This window comes from Leeuwenhoekiella polynyae (assembly GCF_004104075.1).
Lineage (GTDB): Bacteria > Bacteroidota > Bacteroidia > Flavobacteriales > Flavobacteriaceae > Leeuwenhoekiella > Leeuwenhoekiella polynyae.
This window is the reverse complement of the sequence record NZ_QOVK01000001.1, coordinates 592,327-611,790: the sequence shown is the minus strand read 5'-3', so window position 1 is coordinate 611,790 and position 19,464 is coordinate 592,327. Positions and strand designations below refer to the sequence as shown.

Annotated in this window: 15 protein-coding genes; 13 read left to right on the top strand and 2 right to left on the bottom strand. The window is 35.7% G+C overall.

The window, feature by feature from the left end; all coding sequences use genetic code 11:
* The gene (gene trkA / locus DSM02_RS02565) at positions 1-1,350 is read right to left on the bottom strand and encodes a Trk system potassium transporter TrkA (RefSeq protein ID WP_128760197.1); all 1,350 of its coding nucleotides are present in this window, start codon (positions 1,348-1,350) and stop codon (positions 1-3) included.
* A gap of 217 nt (positions 1,351-1,567) precedes the next feature.
* Here trkA and ubiE point away from each other — a divergent pair, with 217 nt between their 5' ends.
* The 3 genes from ubiE to DSM02_RS02550 are packed head-to-tail and all read left to right on the top strand — an operon-like array spanning position 1,568 to position 3,751.
* Positions 1,568-2,296, top strand: a complete 729-nt coding sequence (gene ubiE / locus DSM02_RS02560) for a bifunctional demethylmenaquinone methyltransferase/2-methoxy-6-polyprenyl-1,4-benzoquinol methylase UbiE (protein WP_128764167.1) — start codon at positions 1,568-1,570, stop codon at positions 2,294-2,296.
* A 4-nt stretch (positions 2,297-2,300) separates the two neighbouring features.
* The gene (gene porT / locus DSM02_RS02555) at positions 2,301-3,002 is read left to right on the top strand and encodes a type IX secretion/gliding motility protein PorT/SprT (protein WP_128764166.1); all 702 of its coding nucleotides are present in this window, start codon (positions 2,301-2,303) and stop codon (positions 3,000-3,002) included.
* Positions 3,002-3,751: a class I SAM-dependent methyltransferase gene (locus DSM02_RS02550; protein WP_128764165.1), complete on the top strand. Its 750-nt coding sequence runs from the start codon at positions 3,002-3,004 to the stop codon at positions 3,749-3,751. The genes porT and DSM02_RS02550 overlap by 1 nt, the downstream gene beginning before the upstream one ends.
* A gap of 52 nt (positions 3,752-3,803) precedes the next feature.
* On the opposite strand, the gene DSM02_RS02545 is transcribed toward DSM02_RS02550, so the two are convergent.
* A complete protein-coding gene (locus DSM02_RS02545) occupies positions 3,804-4,517 on the bottom strand; it encodes a TrmH family RNA methyltransferase (RefSeq protein ID WP_128764164.1) in 714 nt (237 codons plus the stop codon).
* Positions 4,518-4,522: 5 nt separating this feature from the next.
* Between DSM02_RS02545 and tamL the strand changes: the two genes are divergently transcribed.
* From tamL to DSM02_RS02495, 10 genes are all read left to right on the top strand, one after another.
* The gene (gene tamL / locus DSM02_RS02540; RefSeq protein WP_128764163.1) at positions 4,523-7,117 is read left to right on the top strand and encodes a translocation and assembly module lipoprotein TamL; all 2,595 of its coding nucleotides are present in this window, start codon (positions 4,523-4,525) and stop codon (positions 7,115-7,117) included.
* Between the two features lie 69 nt (positions 7,118-7,186).
* Complete coding sequence (fbaA, locus tag DSM02_RS02535; RefSeq protein ID WP_128764162.1) at positions 7,187-8,254, top strand: class II fructose-bisphosphate aldolase; 1,068 nt, start codon at positions 7,187-7,189, stop codon at positions 8,252-8,254.
* A gap of 181 nt (positions 8,255-8,435) precedes the next feature.
* Positions 8,436-9,293: an acetyl-CoA carboxylase, carboxyltransferase subunit beta gene (gene accD, locus DSM02_RS02530; protein WP_128760189.1), complete on the top strand. Its 858-nt coding sequence runs from the start codon at positions 8,436-8,438 to the stop codon at positions 9,291-9,293.
* Between the two features lie 94 nt (positions 9,294-9,387).
* Positions 9,388-9,657, top strand: coding sequence for a 30S ribosomal protein S15 (gene rpsO, locus DSM02_RS02525; protein WP_128760188.1), 270 nt, complete (start codon positions 9,388-9,390; stop codon positions 9,655-9,657).
* Between the two features lie 255 nt (positions 9,658-9,912).
* Complete coding sequence (locus DSM02_RS02520; protein WP_128764161.1) at positions 9,913-12,135, top strand: polyribonucleotide nucleotidyltransferase; 2,223 nt, start codon at positions 9,913-9,915, stop codon at positions 12,133-12,135.
* A gap of 369 nt (positions 12,136-12,504) precedes the next feature.
* Entirely contained in the window at positions 12,505-13,311 is an 807-nt protein-coding gene (gene proC / locus DSM02_RS02515) for a pyrroline-5-carboxylate reductase (RefSeq protein WP_128760186.1), read from the top strand.
* A 3-nt stretch (positions 13,312-13,314) separates the two neighbouring features.
* Entirely contained in the window at positions 13,315-14,085 is a 771-nt protein-coding gene (gene proB / locus DSM02_RS02510) for a glutamate 5-kinase (RefSeq protein WP_128764160.1), read from the top strand.
* A 57-nt stretch (positions 14,086-14,142) separates the two neighbouring features.
* A complete protein-coding gene (locus tag DSM02_RS02505) occupies positions 14,143-15,342 on the top strand; it encodes a glutamate-5-semialdehyde dehydrogenase (protein ID WP_128764159.1) in 1,200 nt (399 codons plus the stop codon).
* Between the two features lie 224 nt (positions 15,343-15,566).
* On the top strand, positions 15,567-18,290 hold the full coding sequence (locus DSM02_RS02500; protein ID WP_128764158.1) for an ATP-binding protein: 2,724 nt from the start codon (positions 15,567-15,569) through the stop codon (positions 18,288-18,290).
* Between the two features lie 234 nt (positions 18,291-18,524).
* The gene (locus tag DSM02_RS02495; protein WP_128760182.1) at positions 18,525-19,388 is read left to right on the top strand and encodes a sigma-70 family RNA polymerase sigma factor; all 864 of its coding nucleotides are present in this window, start codon (positions 18,525-18,527) and stop codon (positions 19,386-19,388) included.
* The last annotated feature ends 76 nt before the right edge of the window (positions 19,389-19,464 follow it).

The window sequence follows — 19,464 nt, the reverse complement described above, 5'->3', positions numbered from 1 at the left end:
TTATATAAACATACGTTCTACTTTATTTATAGAGCGCAGCAGGCAACATACAACAATGCGATCACCTACCTGAATTTTATTTTCTCCTAAAGCAATAATTCCTTCTCCGTCTCGCACAATACCACCTATAGTAGCAGACCTCGGAAAGTCAAGATCTTTTATGCGTTTACCTATAACTTTAGAATTAGGTTTAGCGATAAACTCTAGCAATTCTGCATTCATATTGTTGAGCTTAGTCATTGCTACTACATCTCCTTTTCTAATATATCTGAAGATATTATTCGCCGCTAGTAATTTTTTATTAATCAACGTATCTATACCGATACTGTGCGATAGCTGAAAATAATCCATATTTTCAACTAAGGCAATTGTCTTCTTAACACTCTTAGACTTTGCAACAAGGCAAGACATAATGTTGGTTTCGCTATTGCCGGTTACAGCAATAAAAGCGTCCATATCATAAATATTCTCTTCCTCTAGCAATTCTACGTTTCTTCCGTCACCGTTAATCACCAAAGTTTTAGGCAGTTTTTCGGCGAGATCAAATGCTTTATCACTGTCTTTCTCTACCAACTTCACATTAAAATTATGCGAACACAAATCACGGGCGGTTTTATAACCTATTTTACTTCCGCCTAAAATCATCACATTCTTAATCTGCTGCTTTGCCTTACCGGTCAACTTGTAAAGTTCTTCTACCCCACCTTTAACCGTCATAAAATAAACCTGATCTCCTTCTTTAAAGATCGTATCTCCACGAGGTATCAAAGTATATTGCGTTCCTTCTCGTTGTATCGCGATAGGCATAAAATGCAAACTCGGGAAGATACGCGCGGCTTCTTTTACACTTTTCCCCACAAAAGAAGCAGTACGACTTAATGAAGTCCCCACCATAGTCAAAGCTCCGTTCTCAAACTCATAACTGTCGTTAAATGCAGATTGATTAAGCAATAACTCTATTTCTGAAGCGGCTAAACTTTCGGGAGATATCAATTCATCTATACCAAATTTCTTAAACCCGGCTACCTCTTGATTTGCTATAAATTCAGTATTAGAAATACGAGCAATAGTACGCTTTGCGCCCATTTGTTTGGCGAGTACACAAACGGTAATATTTGTCGTTTCGCTAGCTGTAACAGCAATAATCAAGTCTGTACTATCTATACGAGCCTCTTTAAGAACAGCTATTGATGTAGTGTCTCCTCGTATTGTACGGATATCAAGATGCGTATCTGCATAAGCAATCCTATCTTTATCTACATCAATAAGCGTGATGTCTTGAGATTCAAAAGACAGTAATTTAGCCAAATGAAAACCTACTTCACCGGCACCTGCAATAACAATCTTCATAGTTGAGTTTGAAGTAATCTACTCAGAAGCAAGTCTACTAAGTAGCAATATGACAACAATATATCTAAGAGGTTTTTCCTCAAGTTCACTACCCAATTGGTGAGTAAAACCTTGCAAAGATACTAGATTTAATAGAGATAACTTTAAATATAACAGCCTTCTAAAATAAAAGCGCTAACAGATTTACAAATACTATATTTGCCATTAAAAATAAGTTATGAGCGGCAGCGTGAACCCCTATAAAAATTCTGATAGATCAAAACGGGAACAGGTAGAGCAAATGTTTGATACTATTTCTGGTGAGTATGATGGGCTTAACCGGGTAATCTCTTTTGGCATAGATATAAAATGGCGTAAAAAAGTAGTGAAGATGGTAGCCGCTACCCAACCTCAACGCATTCTTGATGTGGCTACAGGCACGGGTGATCTTGCTATAAATCTTGCTGAAACTAAAGCCGAAAAAATAATCGGACTTGACATTTCTGCAGGAATGCTCAACGTAGGTAAAGAAAAGATCAGCGCTAAAAATCTGGATCAAACTATAGAAATGGTTCAGGGAGATTCTGAAAATTTACCCTTTGAAGACAACTATTTTGACGCGATAACCGTAGCCTTTGGTATTCGTAATTTTGAAACTTTAGAAAAAGGTCTTGCCGAAATTCTAAGAGTTTTAAAACCGGGAGGGATTTTTGTTATTTTAGAAACTTCAGTTCCTACAAAGACTCCATTTAAACAAGGTTATGGTATTTATACTAAAACCTTACTCCCTCTTATAGGTCGTGCCTTTTCGAAAGATCGAGAAGCTTATGCTTACTTGAGTGAAAGTGCTTCGGTTTTTCCTTATGGCGAAAAACTCAACAATATTTTACGCAAAATAGGGTTTACTCATGTTAAAGACCATCCACAAACTATGGGGGTCGCTACCATATATTCGGCATCAAAGTAATTCTATGCGTATCATTTTTATCTTTTTATTCCTGACTATTGGGCTCTTTTCTACAACTAATGCTCAATTTTTAACCCGCGAGCGAATTCTCAACGATGAGAACTTTGACAAAAAACCTTGGAGCTGGGGATACTACTTTGGGATAAACAGATATGATTTCAATTTTGATTATAAAGAAAATCGCCCAGACATTTTTGTAGAACAAAATTATGGCTTCAATGTAGGTTTATTGGGCAACAAGCGTATCAATGATTATCTAGATTTACGCCTGATGCCGGGTCTGGTTTACAATGCCCGTACTTTATTTTATTTAGACATTCCCGGAGAGGATAATGACAAAATGCGCGAATTAAATTCGACCTATATTCATATTCCTTTACTATTGAAGTTTTCAACTAAAAGGCTTAACAACTTCAGACCTTTTGTAGAGGGTGGTTTTAGTTGGTCATACAACTTATCTAGTAATGAAAAGAATCCTGATGACAACAGCGCAGGACAATTTAGAATGACAAACAACACCTACTATTATGAGGTGGGCTTTGGCATCGATTTTTATTTACCTTATTTTAAATTTTCACCAAGTATACGCAGTGTCTTTGCACTTAGTGATGAGCTAGTTAGAGATGAAAATCCTAATAGCTTATATACTTCAAATATAGAAGTTATGCAGTCACGCGGAATATTCTTAAACTTTACCTTTCAATAATGTGGGAAGCAGATTTATACAGAGAAAAGCACGGGTTTGTCTTTGATTACGGAAAAGACCTCATCAGTATGTTGAACCCTAAAAACGGCGAACGCATTCTTGATTTAGGCTGTGGTACCGGTGAGCTTACAGCAGAAATTGCTGAAAGCGGTGCTGATCTAGTAGGTATTGATGCTTCAGTTGAGATGATTAAGGCTGCACAAGATAAATTCAGCAAAATCAAATTTATTGAGGCGCGTGGCGAGAGCTTTATAGACTCTGAACAGTATGATGCTATTTTCAGCAATGCTACACTACACTGGATTTTAAATCCTGAAGCTGCTATTTCTGCCATGTATAGTAATTTAAAACCAGACGGAAGATTACTTCTTGAAATGGGTGGAAACGGTAATATTGAAACGATAATATCCGCTTTGAGTGCTGTTCTTAAAGAAAAGGGATATCTCAAACAATCTCGCACCATCAATTGGTACTTTCCAAAATTAGGAACATACTGCCACTTTCTAGAACAGCGTGGTTTTCAAGTTACTTTTGCGCATTTATATGAACGCCCAACAAAACTGAAAGATCCTGAAACCGGAATAATTGATTGGCTAAAAATGTTTGCCGGAAAGTATTTTACAGACATCCCGGAAAACGATGCAGCTGAAATACGAAAAATCACACAACAGCGTGTTCACGAAAGTTTATATAAAGATGGATTTTACTACGCAGACTATAAGCGCTTACGTATTTGTGCTTTGAAGTAAACAACATTGAGACAAGCCTTAGAGCATTTAAATCTCGATTATCAAGTAAATATTAATTACGTTTAAACTCACTTACAAGTATTGCCCCGGCGACTGCAACATTTAGACTTTCTGTAGTGCTTTGTCCAAACTGAGGTATACTTATTTTATGCTGAATATTTTCAGCAACCACATCAGAAATCCCATTTGCTTCGTTGCCCAAAATTAAGATTGCATCTTGCGGAAGCCCTTCTTTATAGACAGATTTTCCATCCATAAATGCGGCATAAACCGGCAGGTCTTGTGCTGCCAAATGATGAGATAAATCAGTATAAATCAGATTAACTCTAGTAAGCGAACCCATTGTTGCCTGAACAACTTTAGGATTAAAACAATCTACCGTCTCTTTAGAACATATAAGATTTTTAATACCGTACCAATCGCACAAACGAATTAAGGTTCCCAGATTGCCGGGATCACGTACATCATCCAAAACCAGCTGAAATCCCGCTTCTACTTTATTTAGATCTTCGGGAATTTCAAATAGAGCCAAAGCCTTTTGAGGCGTCTTGAGAAAACTTATTTTTTTTAGCTCTGCAGCAGTAACTTCAGTGGGCCTTTCATCCTTAAAACACCCCTCAAGCGCAAAGAGACTTTGCAAGTTAAAGTTGGATTCCAAAAATTCAGAAATACCTTTTAAACCTTCAACAACAAATAGACCATGTTGTTGTCGGTACTTTTTTTGAGCCAGACTCGTTATTAATTTTATTTGGCTTTTGCTAACCACGGCTAATGTGTATTTTTGAAGTTATTTTTATAAAGAAGCCCTTGCAACAACTTTCCGCAAAAATAGGATTTATTATCATACTGCTACTTATACTGGCAGGATGTGATGCTGTCAAGCGCGTTCCCGACGGAAAGCTATTACTTACCAAAAATACCATTTTGGTTAATGGTGAGGAGAACGATGCTTACAACATCAATAATATCCCCTACCAGCAGCCCAACACTAAATTACCGTTACTGGGTTCTCCACTAAGACTTTATATCTATAACTGGGCACGTACCGATCTAGACTCTATTTTACAAGCAAAACTGAATGACAACGATCAACGTACGTTAAAATTCTGGTCTGCGATTCTTTCACGTAAACAGCTGGATAAATACATTGAATTTAAATTAGATTTTAACGATGTTCTGAAAAATTTTGGAGAAGAACCCACTATCATTTCTGATAATTACAGCGGGCGTTCTGCTAATCGTCTTACAGAGTATTACAATAGCAAAGGATGGTTTAATGCTAAAACTACTTATTCAATACAAAAAGATAGTTTAGAAAAACGCGGTCAGGTTATTTATGAAGTAGCAACCGGCAAACCTTACATTATAGATTCTTTAAAAACCTTTATAAAATCTCCGGCTGCAGATTCTATTTATGAAAAGCATAAAAACGCTTCGTATATCAAACAAGGTTCACAATATAAATTGTTAGATATTAATGCAGAAACCAGCCGTATCACAGATTTAATGCGGAATAACGGCTTGTTTCATTTTGATCAGGAACTCATCAGTTTTGTGGGAGACTCTGTAAACACAAATCATAAAGTAAATCTTGAATTGAATATACGAAACCGCGAAATTCGCGCTCGCGATTCTATTTATGAGCTTCCTTTAAAAGTGCATAAAATAAGTAAGGTTAATATCACGACAGATTATGGTTATGCATTGAGAGATACTGAATATTCAGACAGTATTGAACTGAATGATCACCATCTCTACGCTTATGATAAAATAAGGTACAAGCCTAAATACCTTACCGATGCCGTTTTTATAGAACCCGGCGATACCTATAGTGATGAGTCGCGTAACCAGACCTTAATACGCCTTAGTCAGTTAGGAACATTTAGATATCCAGATTTGCGGTTTTCTGAAGATCCTGATGATCCAGAAGGGACAGACCTTATTGCAAATATTATGCTTACCCCCTTGCCTAAGTTTAATCTTAGAGCAGATTTTGATGTTTCTACCTCAAATATTCAACGTTTTGGTATCGCAGGCGGTGGTTCTTTAAGAATACGTAATGTTTTTGGCGGGATGGAAACCTTACAGATTTCAGGTAGAGCAAGTATAGGAGACTCCAGAACGGCAGCAGGGAGTAACAGTCCTGAGCTTTTTGACATTACTGAAATTGGCGCTGATGTAAGTCTTACCATACCAAGGATCTTCTTCCCTATTCGCACCAATTTTATCGCTCCAGAAATGTCACCATCTACCAGTTTTACAACCGGTATAGGTATTCAGCAAAATATAGGTTTAGACAAGCAAAACATTACCGGTGGCATAAATTATAAATGGACGCCTTCAGAAAATTTGAATTACCGTTTTGACCTCTTTGATATTCAATATGTGCGTAACCTCAATGTCTCTAACTACTTTAATGTTTATGAGAACTCTTATGAAGAGCTTAATAATATAGCTTTAAATTATCCAAGCCAAGTTACCAGCTTTCTCAACGAGAACGGAAATCTTTCTATACCAGATGGATCTTTAGCTTTTATAAATGCCGTTCAAAATAGTACAATTACACTCACAAATTCAGAGTTTAGTGATGTGGTAAATATTGAAGAACGTCGCCAGCGTCTAACAGAAGACAACCTTATATTAGCGACAAGTTTTACCTATTTTAAGAATACGCGTAAGAATCTATTTGATGATGAGTTCACCAGCTTTAGGGCTAAGTTAGAGCTCGCAGGTAACACGCTGAGTGGAATAAGCGACTTGATTGGTCTTGAGAAAAATGATGATGGATCATCTAGAGTTTTAGGTGTTAAATTCTCTCAGTATGTTAAAACCGAACTTGATTTTATCAAGCACTGGGATTTTGGTAAGGATAACATTTTAGCTTTTAGAGCCTATGGCGGTATTGCAATCCCGTACGGAAATTCAAATAGCATTCCATTCATAAGAAGTTTTTTCGGCGGGGGGTCTAATGATAATAGAGCTTGGCAAGCATATCGATTGGGCCCCGGAAGCACTAACAGTCCTAACGATTTTAATGAAGCAAATATGAAACTTGCTTTTAATATAGAGCAACGCTTTACATTTTTAGGTGATTTAAAAGGTGCTATTTTCGCAGATGTGGGTAATATTTGGAATGCACTAGATAATGTAGATGATCCACAAGCGACCTTTACCGGTATAAGCAGTCTTGAAGATATTGCAGTCGGTACTGGCTTCGGTTTACGCTATGATTTCAGCTTTTTTGTTTTGCGTTTTGATTTAGGTTTTAAAACATACGACCCTGCTTTAGCAGAAGGTGAACGCTGGTTTAAGAATACAAACTTTGCAAACGCAGTCTACAATGTGGGTATTAACTATCCTTTCTAATAGAATTAAGAGGTCAAACCCTAATTATTTATTAATTTTATGCCCTCTAACTAAGTAAACAAACAAATAATGAGTCATAGTATCAAACCGGGAGTTGCGACCGGAAAAGAAGTTCAAGCAATTTTTAAACACGCTAAAGAAAACGGTTATGCTTTGCCAGCAGTAAACGTAATAGGTTCTAACACGATTAATGGTGTTTTAGAAACTGCTGCAAAACTTAAAGCTCCGGTTATTCTTCAGTTCTCTAACGGTGGTGCTCAGTTCAACGCTGGTAAAGGCTATTCTAACGAAAACCAACAAGCTGCAATTGCTGGTGGTATCGCAGGAGCAAAACACGTTCATGAGCTTGCAAAACGTTACGGTGCAACTGTAATTTTACATACAGACCATTGTGCTAAAAAACTATTGCCTTGGATTGACGGACTTCTTGATGCTTCAGAAGAGTATTATAAAGAACACGGTCACTCACTTTTTAGCTCACATATGATCGACTTGAGTGAAGAGCCTATTGAAGAGAACATTGAACTTTGCAAAAAATACCTTGAGCGTATGAGCAAAATGGAAATGACTCTTGAAATTGAATTAGGGATCACTGGTGGTGAAGAAGATGGTGTAGACAACTCTGATGTTGATGTTTCTAAACTTTACACACAGCCAGAGGAAGTTGCTTATGCCTATGAAGAACTAAGCAAAGTAAGTGATCAGTTTACTATTGCTGCTGCTTTTGGTAACGTTCACGGGGTTTACAAGCCTGGTAACGTAAAATTAACTCCTAAAATTCTTAAGAATTCTCAAGAATATATCACTGAAAAATATGGTGTAGAAGAAAACCATATTGACTTTGTATTTCACGGAGGAAGTGGTTCTACTGTAGAAGAAATACGTGAAGGTATTAGCTACGGTGTGATTAAAATGAATATTGATACAGATTTACAATGGGCATTTACTGAAGGTATTCGTAAATATTTTGACGCTAATGCAGATTATCTTCAAGCTCAGATAGGTAACCCTTCAGGTGCAGACAGCCCTAATAAAAAATATTATGACCCTCGTGTTTGGTTGCGTAAAGGAGAAGAATCTTTCATTGCTCGTTTAGAAAAAGCATTTGAAGATTTAAATAACGTAAATACTTTGTAATTTCGCTTTCGCGAAAATAATATTGAAACCTCAGAATTGATTTTCTGAGGTTTTTTCGACCTATAAATTAACGGGCTCATTTTAGAATGCTAGTTTTGGTCATTTAGTAATTTGAGGGCGTCCCTTAACAGTATTTAAATCTCACAGTTGTGAGTAGCTTACAAATTAAAAAGCACAAATTATGGCTTGGTTTAAACGGAAAGAAAAAGGAATACAAACCGCTACTGAAAACAAAAAAGATGTACCCAAAGGACTTTGGTACAAATCCCCTACCGGTAAAATCATTGATGCAGACGAACTTGCAAAAAACTTTTATGTAAGTCCGGAAGATGATTACCACGTTAGAATAGGTAGTAATGAGTATTTTTCGATCCTTTTTGATGAAGGTAAATACAAAGAACTAGACAAAAACCTTACTTCTAAAGATCCATTAGGATTTGAGGATACTAAAAAATATGTAGATCGCCTTAAAGATGCTGAAGCAAAAACCGGCCTCAAAGATGCTGTGCGTACGGCTGTAGGTAAAAGTTTTGGTAAAGATCTTGTTATCGCTGCTATGGATTTTAAATTTATAGGTGGTTCTATGGGATCTGTTGTAGGTGAAAAAATAGCACGTGCTGCAGACTATTCTTTAAAAAACAATGTGCCTTTAGTGATCATCTCAAAATCTGGAGGTGCCCGTATGATGGAAGCTGCATTATCATTAATGCAATTAGCAAAAACATCTGCTAAATTAGCTCAGTTAGCCGAAGCTAAAATACCATACATCTCACTTTGTACAGATCCTACAACAGGTGGTACTACTGCTTCATTTGCAATGCTAGGAGACATCAATATTTCAGAGCCTGGTGCGCTTATAGGATTTGCCGGTCCTCGTGTGGTTAGAGATACAACTGGTCAAGAATTACCAGAAGATTTTCAAACTGCAGAGTTCTTAAAAGAGCACGGTTTCTTAGATTTTATTACACATCGTAAAGAACTTAAGAAAAACATCAATCTTTATATTGACTTGATTCTTAACCAGGCAATTCGCAATTAAAAAATTTAGTTCTCATTTGAGAATTAATTGTATATTTGCCGGCTCAACGGGATAGCCTCGTTGAATACATAAAAACTATTTAAATAATATTGGCATGTATCTTACTCAAGAAAAGAAAGATGAAATTTTTAGTCAGTTCGGTAAAGACAAAAACGATACTGGATCTGCAGAAGGGCAAATTGCGTTGTTCACACACCGCATTAACCACTTAACAGGACACTTAAAAAATAACCGCAAAGATTTTAACACAGAGCGTTCTCTAGTAAAATTAGTAGGTAAGCGTAGAGCTTTACTTGACTATTTAACTAAGAAAGATATTAATAGATATCGTGCTATTGTTAAAGAATTAGGTTTAAGAAAATAATTCTTATTTTTAAACGGGGCTGACTTTTCAGCCCCGTTTATTTTTAAAACTGATTGTTTCAATCAAGTTTTGAACATTCAGTAAAATAAAAACCATACTTTTGGTTAAAGTCCCGTAAGGGCAAAGAAAGCTATCCTTAGGTTTTTCATTGGTCAAACACTACACACAACAACACAACGACCCTGCCGCTAACCTTAATGGTTTTGCAGCTAATGTTTAACAGTATCTTTATAGATACAGATGAAAAATCAAAATATGATTCCAAAGACTTTTAAAGAGGTCATAGACCTTGGTGATGGTAGAGAAATCTCTATCGAGACCGGAAAACTTGCAAAACAGGCTCACGGTTCTGTTGTTGTTCAATCCGGTAAATGTATGTTGCTGTGTACTGTAGTTTCTAACTACAAGCAGAGTGATGTTGATTTTCTTCCGTTAACGGTAGATTATCGCGAAAAATTTGCGGCAGCAGGCCGTTATCCTGGTGGTTTCTTCAAAAGAGAAGCACGCCCTAGTGATGGTGAAGTATTAACTATGCGTCTTGTTGACCGTGTACTACGCCCACTTTTCCCTAAAGATTATCACGCAGAAACTCAGGTTATGATTCAGTTAATGTCTCATGATGATGATGTTATGCCTGATGCAATGGCAGGTCTTGCCGCTTCTGCAGCAATTCAACTTTCAGATTTCCCATTTGAATGTGCTATTTCTGAAGTTCGTGTAGGTCGTATAAACGGTGAGTTTATCATCAACCCATCAAGAACACAACTTGCCGAATCTGATATCGATATGGTAATTGGTGCTTCTGCAGATTCAGTAATGATGGTAGAAGGTGAGATGGATGAGATTTCTGAAGAAGAAATGACAGAAGCTATCAAAGCTGCTCACGAGGCTATCAAAGTTCAATGTGCTGCTCAAATCAGATTAGCTGAAGCTTTTGGTAAAAAAGAAGTACGCGAGTACGATGCAGAGCGTGAGGATAAAGATCTTGAGAAAAAAATCTATGATATGGCTTATGATAAAGTCTATTCAATTGCTCAGGCAGGATCAGCTAAACATGAACGTAGCGCTGCGTTTTCTGAAATTAAAGAAGAGATCAAGTCTAATTTTTCTGATGAAGAATTAGAAGATTTTGGTGCATTAGTATCTAAATATTATTACAAAGCAGAAAAAGCAGCCGTACGTGATCTTACGTTAAATGAAGGTCTACGCCTTGATGGTCGTAAGACTACAGAGATTCGCCCAATCTGGTGTGAGACTGATTATTTACCATCTGTGCATGGTTCTTCAATTTTCACACGTGGGGAAACTCAAGCTTTAGCTACTGTAACTTTAGGTACATCTAGGGAAGCAAATCAAATAGATATGCCATCCTTTGAAGGTGAAGAGACATTCTATTTACATTATAACTTCCCTCCTTTCTCAACTGGTGAGGCTCGCCCAATTAGAGGTACTTCTCGTCGTGAGGTAGGTCACGGTAACTTAGCACAACGTGCTTTAAAAGGAATGGTTCCTGCTGATTGCCCATATACTGTACGTGTTGTTTCAGAAATTTTAGAATCTAACGGTTCTTCTTCTATGGCAACCGTTTGTGCAGGTACAATGGCAATGATGGATGCTGGTGTTCAACTCAAGAAACCGGTTTCTGGTATCGCTATGGGATTAATTTCTGATGGTGAATCTGGTAAATATGCAGTTCTTTCTGATATTTTAGGTGATGAAGATCACTTAGGAGATATGGACTTTAAAGTTACCGGTACAGCAGACGGTATCACAGCTTGCCAAATGGATATTAAAGTAAAAGGTCTTTCTTACGAAATTCTTGTAAATGCTTTAAAACAAGCTCGCGAAGGTCGTTTACATATTTTAGAAAAAATCACTAATACTATTGCTACTCCACGTGAAGACGTGAAAGAGTATGCTCCTAAAATGGTTTCTGTACGCATTCCTAATGAGTACATTGGTGCACTTATAGGACCAGGAGGAAAAGTGATACAAGAACTTCAAAAAGAAACAGGAACAACTATCGTTATTAACGAAGATCCTGTAACTGAAGAAGGTGTTGTAGAAATCTTAGGAACCGGTCAAGAAGGTATCAACGCAGTTCTTGCTAAAATTGACTCTATCACCTTTAAGCCTGTGGTTGGAAACAGCTACGAAGTAAAAGTGATCAAGATGTTAGATTTTGGTGCTGTTGTAGAATATCTTGAAGCTCCAGGTAACGAGGTTCTTTTACACGTATCTGAACTAGCTTGGGAACGCACTGAAAACGTAAGTGATGTTGTCAATATGGGAGATGTTTTTGAAGTAAAATATTTCGGTGTTGATTCACGTACCCGTAAGGAAAAAGTATCGCGTAAAGCATTACTTGAAAAACCTGAAGGTTACAAAGAACGTGCTCCTAGACCTGATAATAAAGATCGTGGTTCACGAGATAATCGTGGTCGTGACAACAGAAATAGAGATCGTAAAAGAGATTAATTTCTTGATTTACAATTCAGAAAAGGAGCCAAAATGGCTCCTTTTTTATTCCGCATTATTTGAATTTGAATCTTCATAATTTAAAATACCATTATAAATTATATTTAGCAATTGATAATTATCAACTATATTGTGCTAGAACTGCCATAAAACTGACACATATACAGTATTTGTCAGTTTTACTGCCAATTCTGGAATAAAGGTTTTTTACTCTTTTTTTAACATTTACTTAATATTCCCTCGCTAGCTACCATCTACTGTAGCATGAGAAGCTTTTTTCAATCTGAAAAAAGAGATATCCCCTATTTCATGAAGTCTCGTATGGTACTTGCAGCTAATAAAGCGAACTAATTAATTAAAAACTATTTAATGAAAGTATTAGTATTAGGTGCTGGCAATATGGGACTTACCTACGCAGAAGGTATGGCAAGTTCTCCATTTTTAAATAAGCGCAAGCTTATGATCTTTGATGTCTCACCTCAAAAAACAGAAGCTTTATCAACCATGGCTCAGTTTGATGCTTATGATAGTATTGAAGAATGTGTGCCAAAAGCAGATGTTATTTTTATCGCGGTAAAACCTTACCACAGCCAATCATTATTTGAAAATATTAAACCATACATCAACCAAGAACAATTATTTGTTTCTCTTATGGCTGGTGTTACAATTAATACTATTCAGGAAGGATTGGGGATAAAAAAAGTTATAAGAACAATGCCTAATCTACCTGCCAAAGTAGGTAAAGGAGTTACATCATTTACAGAATCTAAAGAAGTAAGCAGAATTGAATTGCTTACAGTAAGAAGTTTATTAGATACAACTGGTGCTTCAATCCATGTAGAAACAGAACAATTTATTGATGCTTCTACAGGTATTTCTGGGAGTGGACCGGCATATGTATTTTATTTTATGCAATCTATGCTAGAAGCTGCTCTTAAGATGGGCTTCTCTGGCAACGATTCAAAAGTATTGGTTTCTCAAACTTTTGAAGGTGCTGTAAAGCTCTTTAATGAGTCCGATTTAACTCCGGAAAAATGGATGGATCGTGTAGCTTCTAAAGGAGGCACAACGCGTGCAGCGCTAGATTCTATGGAAGATAATAACGTAAAAGAATTAATTAAAGAAGCAGCTTACGCAGCTTTTGACCGGGCAACAGAACTTGGTAAAGAAAAATAAATTATGAGCACAAAACGTGTAGTTATAAAAGTAGGAACAAATGTAATGACTAACAGGAATAACCGAATCGTAGGTCCTGTTCTTCATGAGTTAGTCAGACAAATTGCCGAACTCTATGAAAAAGGTTATCAGCCTGTATTAGTTTCTTCAGGTTCTGCAATTGCTGGTAAAGAGGTATTGGGTGATTGTAATTTTAAAGACCCATCTACAAGAAGACAAATTTTTTCTTCGGTAGGTCAACCTCGTATGATGCGCCATTATTATACAATGTTTAATAGTTTCGGAATGCATTGTGCACAGCTATTAGCAACAAAGCGAGATTTTGCTCCAGGTAAACATCGTGAGAATATGATAAACTGCTATGAAGGATTATTAGCTGAAGGAATTGTCCCTATCGCAAATGAAGATGATGCAGTATCTCTGACTATGTCTATGTTTACAGATAATGATGAATTAGCAAGTCTTGTGGCAGAATTGATTAATGCAGACGCATTAATTTTATTAACTGATACAGACGGGTTGTATACGGGTCATCCTGATGATGACGATTCAGAAAAGCTTACAGAAGTACACCCAGAACAAAAAGTTGAACAATATGTTCAGGAAAGTGATAAAGCTGAAGGTGAAGGTCGTGGCGGAATGAAGTCTAAGCTTAAAATAGCTAAAGATGCGGCTCGAAAAAACATCACATGCTATATAGCAAATGGTAAAAAACATAATGTGATTGTTGACCTTTTAGAAGGAAAAGAGATCGGAACAAAATTTCAGGCTTAAGCAATTAACTGAATAGTTCGTACTCAATTCTAATTATTAACAAAGAAAACAAGTAATATGCAATTACTAAATTCAAATATAAAAAACAAAGTACTCGACTCTATGATGCAGATTATAGAAGCGAGAAAAGTAGAAATACTAGAAGCTAACAAAAAAGATCTTGAAGCTTTTAATAGAGACGATCAGGCACTTTATGACAGATTAGTTGTAAATGATGCCAAGATTGAAGGAATGATTCAAGCGATTCGCGAAGTGCGTAATCAGGACGATCCTGTAAGTCAGGAAATTTCTAATGATACTCTTGATAGCGGACTGAAGATCATCAATAAAACAGCTCCATTTGGTACCATAATGATTATTTATGAATCTAGACCAGATGTAACTATTGAAGCAGCTGTATTAGCATTTAAAGCGAATAACAAAATTTTGCTTAAAGGTGGTAAAGAAGCTTTCAATAGTAACGTTGTTCTTGTTGATTGCTGGAAACAGGCTTTAAAAGAAAATGATCTTGACGAATCTTGGATCACGATGTTACAAATGAATCGTGAGGAAACTCAGGAATTCCTAAGAAACCCAGACCAACCTTTAGATTTAATCGTACCAAGAGGAGGAGAACGTCTTATTGGTTTTGTTAAAGAACATGCTAAATGTGCTGTACTTGTAAGTGGTAGAGGAAATAACTTTTTATATGTACACCCCAAAGCAAATTGGGCAAAAACAATAGAAGTTATCATCAATGCTAAGACTGATAAGATTTCGGGATGTAATGCTTTAGATAAAGTATTAGTAGATAAAAATCTTCCGGAATATGAATCTCGTATAAAAGAATTGAACGAGATTTTAAAAGAAAAAGGTGTTGAAGTTCTGGCAGATAATACTTCTAAAGCCGTTCTATCTGACAATGATGTCATTCCAAATGAAGATACTTGGTATGAAGAATTTTTAGCAATGAAAATTGTACTAGGAGCTGTGGAAGATATGGATGAAGCTATGCATAAAATCAATACCTATAGTGGTGGTCATTCTAGTGCTATTATGACAACAGATAATGAAGCTGCAACAACTTTCATGGAGAATATTGATACTGCTGCAGTTTATCACAATGCTTCAACTCGATTTACCGATGGTGGTCAAATGGGCGTGGGCGCAGAACTGGCAATAAGCACTGATAAATTACATCACAGAGGACCATTAGGGCTTAAACAACTTGTAACAAACAAGTATTACGTCTATGGAGATGGACACATAAGAGTATAATTGATTTTATATTTTGACAACACGTAAAAAGGGCTCAAATATTGAGTCCTTTTTTACGTTATAAATAGAATGAGCTGAGAAAATTTATTTGAAATCTAACTATTCCAAGGCTCTAGATACATAAGGCGGTTTCCTACAAGTGAAATTCAATATTATTCATTATAAATGATTAATTTAGCATTTAATCGAACAATATGTGACCAACTATAAGTTCCTGACACCCAATGAGCTCATTTATAGAACGCCTTCTAAATCATAGGGCAAGTAAAATTAAACCTACCTTAGCAAATGAAAATCCCATTGCTGATTTTTTCAAATATTTATTTGATTTAGGTTCTTTTGGAGCTCAGCTTACGTTAATAGAGTCTAAAATTAAAGGATATGAATTTTCTGAAGACACATACATCAGAGAATTACAAGTCGCTCATTTTTATCTAGAATTAGAAAATTACCTCATCCATCACGATTCTAGATATATTAATACCGAAGCAAACCTTCGTTCAGAAATAAAAATAAATTTCCCCGATGTAACAAAATCTGACGCATTTTTACCACTATACCATTCCGGAAAAAATCAGGAAATCATCATTTCAAGGCTCTTTTTACTTATAATTCTTAAAAAATTTAAAGATGAGGATCTAGATCTGAACACTACAAATGCGTGGATTAAAATTATAGAAAACCAGTTTAAAGAGCCTGTTAGTGCAGACTTAATTAAACAGATTAGCGCGTTTAGAAAAATAAAAGATGATTCTTTAAAGATCAATCAGGAGTTTGGTGAAATTTTTGGTCAAGACTTTGTAGACTCTGTTTATTCTACCACGAAAGAAGAATTTTTCAACTATTATAAACTTACGCCAGCAGTAACAAGTATATCTGATATAATACCACAGTTGTTTACTTCTTTATTAAATCAGAGTCCTACCACCCTATTTTTTGACAAACCTAAAGACCCCATACTAAATAATGAGGAAAATAAAATTATAGAAGAACCTGTCAAAATTGACACTGCAAATATTGATATTTTAGAAAATATTCTGGATGCATATCTCCTTTTTGACACAAACGGTGTTATTAAAGATTGCAACAGTAAGGCTTCGATTATGTTTAATCTAAACAAAAATGAGCTTGTTCAAAAATCGATTTATTCATTATTACCTTCAGCAGTAAGCAGGGATATTAAATACGATATTTCTAATCTGTATAAGGGTGTAGAAAGTGAAATTATTGGGACTTGTGTTGAACTGGATATATCTACCGCCTCAAGTAAGAAATTGCCTTGTGAACTTTCTTTTAGTAATAATTTTTCTGAACCAGCTGATACTTTTACGCTTTTTATAAAAGATATTTCGCATCGTAAAGATTCTTTAAAAGCTAAAATTAATGCAGAGCGTACTGCAGAGGCAAAATCTACTTTTTTATCAAATATGAGTCACGAGATTAGGACTCCGTTAAATGTTATTTTAGGTCTGTCAGAAATCTTATCTAATGGAAATCTCAAAGACCAAAAAACAATAAAGAAAAATTTAGATGGAATATCTTTCTCTGCTAAAAATTTGCTTTCAATTGTTAATGATATTTTAGATTTCTCTAAGATTGAAGCTGGAAAATTGACTTTGCAATCTTTAGATTTCAACTTGAGAGAAGTTGTAGACAATCTGGCTACCGGTTTTGAAATAAAGGCTCGTGAAATGGGCGTTCAGTTTATTGCTGAAATAGATGAGCAAATTCCTGATATTGTTATTGGAGATCAGTACAGGCTTAATCAAATAATTACCAACTTAGTAGGTAATGCCATAAAATTCACAAAACGCGGAAGCATTAGTCTCAAACTTCAGTTCATTGAAAAGAATACTGAAACTGTAAAGATCAAATTTAGCGTTAGTGATACCGGCATAGGTATCGCAGAAGATAAGCTAGAAAGTATTTTTAATAGTTTTTATCAAGTTGACGAACCTGAACTTGCTAAAATAAACGGCTCAGGACTCGGGTTAACCATAACTCGAGAGCTTATAACTTTGAAGAAGGGAAAGCTTGAAGCAAAAAGTACGCTTGGTAAAGGTTCTACCTTTGAGTTCACATTAGATTTCAAAATCAGTCACCTTAAAAAATTGAAAGATATTGAGCAGGACTTTAAAAATCAAAATCTAAGCCTTAAAGGACTAAGAGTTCTTGTTGCAGAAGACAATAAAATGAATCAATTCTACATCAGGCAATTATTACAAGGGCTCAATGTGCAGGCAGACATTGCAGAGAATGGTCAAGAAGCCGTTGCTATTTATCAGGATGCTAAAGCTAATTATGATTTAATTTTAATGGATATGCATATGCCCGTAATGAATGGCTTAGAAGCCATATCTTTAATACGAGAATCTAATAAAGACAGTCTAAATAAAGTACCTATTGTTGCCTGCTCTGCAGATGTTTTCCCAGAAGCTCGTAAAAATGCAATTAAAGCTGGGATTGATTTTTACCTTACTAAACCTCTAAAAGAAGATGCTCTTAAAGAAGTATTGTATTGGCTGGTTGCAGATGAAGGAATGAAAACTAAACCAGTCATTGGCAATACTAAAACTGAAGAAACTACAGATACTTCTGTTTCAGTAGATATAAAAAATCTTTTTGAAATTTTTGATGGAGATAAAGAATTTATAATCTCTCTTTTAGAAGTATTTATTGAGGAAACACCGAAAGATCTAAATAGCTTAAGAAATTGTGTAGCAAAAGAATACTATCCTAGAGCAAGTACTTTAGCCCATAAAATGAAATCAAGTTTTATGAATCTTGGCCTCACAAAACCTGGGCATTATTTACAACAAATTGAAGCCAGTATAAACGATCCAGATAAAGTTAAAAAAGCAAAAAAAAGTTTGGAATCTTTTGAAGAACTTTACGATAGAGTGTTAGTTGATGTAAATCTTCAGTTAATTAAGCTTAAAAACAATTAAAATAACACATTGAAAATCAAACATATAACAATTACGTTCTCTATACAATGACTAAAAATGTTAATTTTTTCTAAAAATTTATTCTTTTTTTTGTAACCTTTCCTTGTTTAATTACGTATAACTAGTATATCGCTCTCAAATTTCTTATAAAGCGATGGTTTAAAATTGATTTAATGTGGTTATTACCGCAAGTGCTAAAGCCTTTTACTAATTAATTTAAATACGTAATGTTTTATGAGACAGCTTAAAATCACAAAACAGGTTACTAACAGAGAAACCGCTTCTCTTGATAAATATCTTCAAGAGATAGGTAAAGTAGATCTTATTACAGCAGATGAAGAAGTAGAGTTGGCTCAGCGTATCAAAGCCGGCGATCAGATTGCTCTAGAAAAACTTACTAAGGCTAACCTAAGATTTGTGGTATCTGTTGCAAAACAATATCAAAATCAAGGCTTAACGCTTCCTGACCTTATTAACGAAGGAAACCTGGGTCTTATAAAAGCCGCAAGACGCTTTGATGAAACACGTGGTTTTAAGTTTATTTCTTATGCTGTATGGTGGATCAGACAGTCTATACTTCAGGCGCTTGCTGAGCAATCACGTATCGTACGTCTTCCGCTCAACAAAATAGGAAGCATCAATAAAATCAATAAAGCTTTTGCATTTTTAGAACAAGCTAATGAGCGTCCTCCTAGTCCTGATGAAATAGCCAAAGAGCTAGACATGACAGTGAATGACGTAAAAGAGTCTCTAAAAAATGCCGGCCGTCACGTAAGTATGGATGCACCTCTTATACAAGGTGAAGATTCTAACCTATATGATGTATTGCGTTTTGGAGAATCTCCTAATCCTGATCGTGAACTTCTAAATGAGTCTCTCAGCACCGAAATAGAGCGCGCTCTTGACACACTTACACCTCGCGAAGCTGATGTCGTTAGACTATATTTTGGTTTAGGGAATCAACATCCTATGACCTTAGAAGAAATAGGGGAAACTTTTGATCTTACACGTGAGCGTGTTAGACAAATTAAAGAAAAAGCGATTAGAAGATTAAAACATACCTCTCGCAGTAAAATCTTAAAAACCTACCTAGGTTAGTATTTTTTACAAGAATTCGTTAAAAACGGGGGTATAAGGTAGTTTTTTTATAAATTGCAGTAGAATTAAACTCCAG